The organism is Chloroflexus islandicus (assembly GCF_001650695.1).
Lineage (GTDB): Bacteria > Chloroflexota > Chloroflexia > Chloroflexales > Chloroflexaceae > Chloroflexus > Chloroflexus islandicus.
The window spans coordinates 1-6914 of sequence record NZ_LWQS01000102.1; the positions used below are offsets into that span (position 1 = coordinate 1).

General features: G+C 60.0%; 6 protein-coding genes and 1 tRNA gene. 4 read left to right on the plus strand and 3 right to left on the minus strand.

Translation table 11 applies throughout. From position 1 onward, the window contains the following. Positions 1-623 (minus strand): hypothetical protein (locus tag A6A03_RS18085; RefSeq protein ID WP_216636366.1); only part of this gene is annotated, 623 nt, incomplete at its 3' end. A gap of 308 nt (positions 624-931) precedes the next feature. Beyond that, positions 932-1516: an ANTAR domain-containing response regulator gene (locus A6A03_RS18090; protein WP_082909015.1), complete on the minus strand. Its 585-nt coding sequence runs from the start codon at positions 1514-1516 to the stop codon at positions 932-934. A 172-nt stretch (positions 1517-1688) separates the two neighbouring features. On the opposite strand from A6A03_RS18090, the gene A6A03_RS18095 reads away from it, so the two are divergent. Next, on the plus strand, positions 1689-2342 hold the full coding sequence (locus A6A03_RS18095; RefSeq protein ID WP_066791079.1) for an O-methyltransferase: 654 nt from the start codon (positions 1689-1691) through the stop codon (positions 2340-2342). A gap of 225 nt (positions 2343-2567) precedes the next feature. Then, on the plus strand, positions 2568-4337 hold the full coding sequence (locus tag A6A03_RS18100) for a GAF domain-containing SpoIIE family protein phosphatase (protein ID WP_066791081.1): 1770 nt from the start codon (positions 2568-2570) through the stop codon (positions 4335-4337). Positions 4338-4383: 46 nt separating this feature from the next. Here the strand turns inward: A6A03_RS18100 and A6A03_RS18105 are convergent, their stop codons facing one another. Then, positions 4384-5970 carry a hypothetical protein gene (locus A6A03_RS18105; RefSeq protein WP_066791082.1) on the minus strand — a complete coding sequence of 529 codons (1587 nt, stop codon included), beginning with the start codon at positions 5968-5970 and terminating at the stop codon, positions 4384-4386. Positions 5971-6092: 122 nt separating this feature from the next. On the opposite strand from A6A03_RS18105, the gene A6A03_RS18110 reads away from it, so the two are divergent. Both A6A03_RS18110 and A6A03_RS18115 read left to right on the plus strand, forming a co-directional pair. Beyond that, positions 6093-6183 (plus strand) — tRNA-Ser (locus A6A03_RS18110). Between the two features lie 56 nt (positions 6184-6239). Then, positions 6240-6563, plus strand: a complete 324-nt coding sequence (locus tag A6A03_RS18115) for a DUF2203 domain-containing protein (RefSeq protein WP_066791084.1) — start codon at positions 6240-6242, stop codon at positions 6561-6563. The last annotated feature ends 351 nt before the right edge of the window (positions 6564-6914 follow it).

Sequence of the window (6914 nt, forward strand, 5' to 3'; positions counted from 1 at the left end):
CGCAGCGCCGCCACCAGCGGGCGTCCGGCGGTGAGGCGCATGTCAGCGACGCGGAAGTCAAGCCAGCCGGAGCTTTCGCCGCGCGGGGCGGAGAGCAGGCGAATGACGTGGCCGTTGCAGAGCACGCCGGCGGGGACGCCGGTCTCGCGCAACAGGCGTTCGAGCCGGCTATGGGGCGACCACGCCAGCCGGCCCGCGCCGCGCCACGGCCGGTCGAAGTCAACGTCAGGCGGCACGAGCAGCACGAGCAGTTGCCACGGCGATGCACCGGGAGCGGGGTCGCGCTCGCGCACCGCCAGATCGGGGGTGAGCGTCTCGCCGTAATCGGGCAGCGGCACCGTCAGCTCCGGCGGAATGGGCGCGCCGTCCACGCCGGCATACCCGCGCGGCGACAAGCTCCAGCCGAGCACAGTGCGGGCAAACTGGCGGAAATCGGCGATGAACGGGCGGCCCGCCGCGTCCTCGCTGAGGCAGGAGAGCAGCAGGCGCTGGCCCTCGCGGTCATCGCGGGGCAAAATCGCGCCGGCGCTGACCAGCGCCGGGGCCGAGACGACCACGCCGGTGGGTTGGACGAAGCCGAGCCATTCGAGATGGTCAAGGACGTAGGGATTGGTGGTTGGCATAGGGTGATACGTGGTAATCCAAGCCGCAAAGCACGCAAAGACTCGTAACGCAAAGACGCTTGTAGAGCCGGACGGCTGTCCGGCTCCGCAAAGCACGCAAAGACGCTTAACGCAAAGGCGCTAAGATCGCAAAGGTCGCGAAGGGTTTTTGGTGATTGGGTACAAGCGCGCTGGTCGATCCCCCTCAAGATCCTCTGCGCCCTCTGCGTTCTCTGCGCCTTTGCGTTTGAATACTCTGCGATCTTTGCGTTCTCTGCGCCTTTGCGTTTGAGTCTCTCTGCGCCTTTGCTCCCTCTGCGCCTTCCGCGTCACGAGCCCAGCAACTCTTCGGCCTCAATAATCGCCTGCGCAATATCCTTCATCTTGGTACGCTTATCGCGGGCACGCTGGCGCAGGCGCTCATACGCATCGCGCTCGCTCAGCCCGAGGCGCTGCATCAAAATCCCCTTGGCCCGTTCAATCAACTTGCGCGCCTCCAGCGCCTCTTGCAATTCAAGGTTCTCGCTGCGCAGATTTTGCAACTCGCGGTGGCGGGCCAGCGCAATCGAAATCGCCGGCGGCAACTCCTGCTCATTAACCGGCTTCACCAAATAGGCCAGCGCACCGGCAGCCTCAGCGCGCCGGATCGTCTCCTTATCGGAAAACGCTGTCAGCATCACCACCGGAATCCCGGTCTGATCACGGATGCGGGCCGTCGCCTCGGTACCGTCCATCTCCGGCATGCGAATATCCATGATCACCAGATCAGGCTTCAGGCGGGCAGCCAGCATCACCGCCTCGGCGCCGGTACGGGCAATGCCAACCACCTCGTAGCCCAACCCCTTCAACTGCTCTTCGAGCGTGAGCGATACGAGATCATTATCCTCGGCAATCAGGATGCGAATCGCGGCCACGGCTGCCTCCCGCTGCAAGCTTATGCGCATAATGTGATAGGCTAGATCATACCACAAGATGGGCAAGGGTGTGATACAATTTAGTCTGAGATGAAGTGTTTGCGTATGCAACTGACGCCACTGGGGCGGCAGCCGCACACACCACCGCCAACATCGGGGTGAGGAGGGCGTGATGCGCTACGACATCACGAATATTGCAATCGAAGACTATCTGCACGATCTCATGCCACCGCGCGACGAGGTATTAGCCAACCTCGAAGTGCGCGCCAAACAGCAGGGTTTGTCGCTGGTCGGGCCGGTGCAGGGACAGTTTCTTTATCTACAGGCGCTGATGATGAATGCCCGCAACGCGCTGGAAGTGGGCATCACCACCGGCTATGCCGCCACCTTCATTATGAAGGCGCTCCGCCAAACCGGCGGCAAAATGACGGCAATCGAGCGCAATCCTGAGCGGGTCAAGCTCGCCAACGAGGTGATCGAAGCTGCTGGCTACCGCGATCTGATCACGATCCACTTCGGCGATTGGCGCGAGATCCTGCCCTCGCTCAATCAGGAATTCGACCTGATCTTCCTCGACGTCCTGCGCAACTCTTCCAACGACGAACAGGCGACGCAGGCGCTCGAGCTGTGCGTATCGCTGCTCAGCCCCGGCGGCGTTCTCATCGCCGACAACGTGCTGTGCAGCGCGCAAGTGCTCGAAGAAGACGCCTCGCCGCTCGTGCGCGGCATCCAGCGTTTCAACCGCGCCATCATGGAACACCCGCAGCTCGAGTCGGTGATCATCCCGCTGCGCGATGGCGTCTCGATCAGCCGCAAAAAGCGCTAAAGGTCGTTTGTCCACCAACTATTCGTTATCCAATGTAGGGAGCCGCACAACCCTGCGGCTCCCCCGATCATTCATCATCCCATTCGTTTATTCGTTGTCCCATTCGTTTATTCGTTGTCCCATTCGTTTATTCGTTGTCCCATTCGTTTATTCGTTGTCCCATTCGTTTATTCGTTCTCCCATTCGTTTATTCGTTGTCCCATTCGTTGTCCCATTCGTTGTCCTATGCCACCCTCCGACCGGCGCCACCAACTCGCTGAATGGGCTGCGTTGCGCTCATTCGCCCAAACCCTCAACCAAACGCTTGACCTGCGCACGGCGCTGGAAGCGGCGCTTGGCCATATTCTGGCGTTGACCGGCCTCGAGGCCGGCTGGATCTATTTGCGCGACGAAGGCGATCAGTTTACCCTCGTCGCGCGCCAACACCTCCCCCCAGCGCTCAATTATCCCGGTCTGGCATGGCAAGGCGAATGCGCCTGTCAAGAAACCTGCCGCGAGGGCCAACTCGGTGAACCGGCCTTCATGGCATGTTCCCGGCTCCGCAGCGCCGTCGGCGACAAGCGCGGCCTCTCGCATCACGTATCGATCGCCCTACGCGACAACTCCCGCGTGGTGGGCATTCTCAATCTCGCCACCAGCCAGTGGGCGCGGCTCAAGACGCCCGATCAACACCTGATGGCCGCCATTGGCGATCTGCTCGGCACTGCGATCGCCCGCGCCCACCTCTACGAGGAGTATAGCGTGCGCCGGGTGCAGGAACGGCGCGCCTTGCTGTCGCTCTCACAAGAACTGTTGGTCAGCGATGATCTCGAACCGGCCTTGCAACGGTTAGTGCGCGTCGGCGCGCGCCTGCTCGACGCCGATGCCTGCGCGTTTGTCGAGGCCGATGAAGAGGGCGGGAGAGCGGTGCTGCGCGCCGGTTACGGCTGGGCTTTGCCCACCGGCAGCCCATGGCCGCTGACGCTCGACGAAGAGCACCCGCATCTGTGGTACTTGCCAGAGCGCAGCGCGCAATTGCCCGCCGATGCTTTGATGCGCCTGCCGCCGCTCTTGCGCCGGCAGAACTTTCAAGGCCACCTTGCCGTGCCGGTTGAGCTCGGCGGGGCACAGCTTGGCTTGCTCTTGGTGAACACCATCACCCCCCGCTCATTTCTTGACAGCGAAGCCGAGCTGCTCGGCCTGCTCGCCAGCCAAGTGGCCCAGATGATCGACCGCGAGCGACTCAACCAAGAGGCGCTCGCCCGCCAACGGCTCGAACGCGAGCTCGATCTGGCCCGCGAGATACAGGCCAGTTTCTTGCCCGACTGTTGCCCCTTCGTGCCCGGCTTACAGATCGAAGCCTTCTACCGCGCTGCCCGCCAAGTTGGCGGCGACTTCTACGATTTTATTGAATTGCCGCCGGCAACCCCCGCCAGCGCGCCCCGCCTCGGCGTCGTCATCGCCGACGTGACCGACAAAGGCGTGCCGGCAGCCCTATTTATGGCCCTCTCGCGCACCCTGCTCCGCGCCAGCGCCATCGATGGCCGTCCGCCGGTGGCAGTGCTGCAACGCGCCAACCGGCTGATTCTCGCCGATTCACGGGCCGGCCTGTTCGTGACCTGCTTCTACGCCCAGATCGACCCGGCCACCGGCCAGATCACATTCGCCAACGGTGGCCACAACTATCCCCTGCTCTACCGCCGCGCCACCGGGCAAGTCATCCCACTCGCCGCCCAAGGGATCGTGCTGGGCATCATCCCCGATCCGCACTTTGCGCCGGGAGAACTCACGCTCGAACCGGGTGACGTGCTGCTGTTCTACACCGACGGCATCACCGAGGCGATGAACCCGGAACGCGAACTGTTCGGCGACGACCGGCTCGCGGCTGTCCTCCGCGCGACCCATCACCAACCTCCCGCCGCGATCGTAGCCGCCGTGCTCGCCGCCGTCAATGCCTTCGCCGGCGAGGCGCCCCAAGCCGATGATATGACCATGGTCGTGATCAAGCGGGTGTAGTGCGCTATATGCTTTACCTGACCTAGCCCGCTTAGATAACAGACCACTATTTATACCTATCCTCAACAATGGTCATATCAAAGAAATGTTCGAGTAAGATATCAGCACCCGGCGCTTTGGGATCAAAGATAACGATGTAATCGAGATCAAGTGAGCGCACATAGGCCACGAAATCAGCCGGATTTGTGAAATCGGGGCCGTGATCGAGCAAATAATCTTGATAATGCAGTTGAATCAACTGGTTCGTAAAGCGCCGATCGTACAACGTAGCAATAAAAGCCATACGACCGCTCAAATAACCAATGCGTAAATTTCCTTGTTCAACGATATCAAACGAGACAATATCAGAACGGCGATGCTCCTGTAAGATAGAAATCGCTTCTTGAGTAATAGTTCTATGGTTGCCGATGCCAACAATATTAGCTGCAATATAGATCATGCTGACGATCATCACCACTGCGTAGCTATACCAAACAAACCGGTAGCTACTCGGATTCGTCGCGGCCAGCATCGCCGGCCACAACGCCGCCACTGCCGGCAAAAACAGCACATACCGCGGCACACTGAGATGAAACGGTAAAACCGTAACGATTGCGACTGAAACCGCCGCCACAAACCAAAAGGCCCGGCGTTGCGGCGCCGGCATCCGGTGAGAACGCAAGACCACAATCCCAAGCATGAGCAGCGAAATCGGAAACATCAACCCAAACGCATCATTCGTGATGTGCGGAATAAGATTGTACACCACAGGCGATTGGGGAATAAGCGGATGGGGCCAGACAGCCTGCGGTGATAAGTTGGGAAACGGTATCCCTTGGTAGGGCAAACCAAGATTTGTTAAGATCGAAGGCAGCGGTTGCGGCAAAGCTAACGGATAGAGCGGATTGCCTTTCAACCACAGGTTGCGCAGATACCATCCCGATGTGAATAAGCCGCTGCCAACCACGAACAGCAACGACCGCCACGAGGGTTTGTACGACCGGATCGCGACCATCGCAACAATCGCCGCCAGCATCAACACCGCGCCAAAGAACAGGCCATGATATTTCACGCTGGCCGACAGGATTGCCGCGCCAATCCCATACCAAGCAAAATCAACCTGCCGTTGCACCAACGCCAGTGTAAGCAAGTACAAACTCAGATACACTAAAAAGTTGATATGAATGTCAACATAAAAGGCCACCGTCTGCGCAAACAACACCGGAATGACCCCACACAGGGCGACCGATAAGAGCCGAATATGCCGAGCTGCCGTCCAAATCCCGGCAAACTGGTAACTCACCACCAAAAACAACATATAAAACAGCGCGCCTGACAGATTAGTGCTATTAATATCGCGAGTAACGGCGACAAACAGGCCAACCAGCGCCTCAGCGCCAGCCGGAAACCAGAATGAGGTAAACGTGGCCTTCACATCAACATAGTAGGGATTAGCATGGCGGGCAATTTCCACCGCCATCGGAATATGATAGGCGGTATCATCCACAAAACTACGCACATACGCGACACTATTGAGGCATACCGCACCAATGAGAATCAGCGCGACACAACTGACTGAACCATACCAGATCAGCGCAGCAGCAAGCGGGAGATCGTGAGTGGCAGCTAGCCAATGGCGCTTCGGTGTTGCCATGTGCCCAATCCAGCAGTTTTCTTCGAGCGTAGCGCATTGTATAGAGATATCCTATCATACAAACGGCGCTTCCACTTGCACAGATCCGCCCATCTCGCTATAATATGTGAGCGACGCGGCACGGGGAGATGACGGAGTGGTTGAACGTGCCCGTCTCGAAAACGGGTAGGGCCTAATAAGCCCTCGTGAGTTCGAATCTCACTCTCCCCGCCAGACACCTTGCGCCCGACCTGCGATCAGGTTGGGCGCACCGATTCTTGAGGTAGCCTATGACGCCGGCGGAACAGCGCTTGCGCGAACAGTTAGAAGAACAATTGCGGCTCAATGAATGGCTGTACGAACAGCTTGAGCGCCAGCGCGCTATGAACGCCGAACTGCGCCGCGCCGTCGCCGATCTGGCCCGCGCCTTCCAAGAATCGCTCGCCGCCGCGGTCGAAGCCGGCGAAGCCGGCGATCTTGCCGCTATTCGCCGTCTCACCCGCGCCAACCAGCAACACTGGCAGCACTACCTGCAACAGATCGTCACTGCTGCGAGCCGCGCTACCGGCGCCGACGCACCCCCCCCCGCCACACCGTTCAAAGATGGAGAATAGCCACCAAGACACACAAACGACACAACCAACACCTTTTTGCGCCTCTTGTGTCTTTTCGTGGCTATTCAACCCCCTCTCCCATCTGACGGTGGGAGAGGGGATGGGGGTGAGGGCAACACCCCTCCCCCAGCGGGGCAGGGGCAAGAGGTGGGGGCATCAGCCCGCGCAGCGGGCTTCGTAATCCTAGCCCGGCCCTTTAGGGCCGGGTTCTCGACAGATGTGCTGCCCACCCCTCCCCCAGCGGGGGAAGGGCACGGGGTGGGGGCCAACCCGCAGCCGCAGCGGGATCAAACGCAAAGGCGCGAAGGACGCAAAGAGCGCAAAGAGGGTTGGGGATGGTTCATCCTCTGC

Excerpts from the sequence above, each read along its gene's own strand:
- A6A03_RS18100 (WP_066791081.1), top strand. The coding sequence starts at position 2,568 with ATGCCACCCTCCGACCGGCGCCACCAACTCGCTGAATGGGCTGCGTTG.
- A6A03_RS18115 (WP_066791084.1), top strand. The coding sequence starts at position 6,240 with ATGACGCCGGCGGAACAGCGCTTGCGCGAACAGTTAGAAGAACAATTG.
- A6A03_RS18105 (WP_066791082.1), bottom strand. The coding sequence starts at position 5,970 with ATGGCAACACCGAAGCGCCATTGGCTAGCTGCCACTCACGATCTCCCG.
- A6A03_RS18095 (WP_066791079.1), top strand. The coding sequence starts at position 1,689 with ATGCGCTACGACATCACGAATATTGCAATCGAAGACTATCTGCACGAT.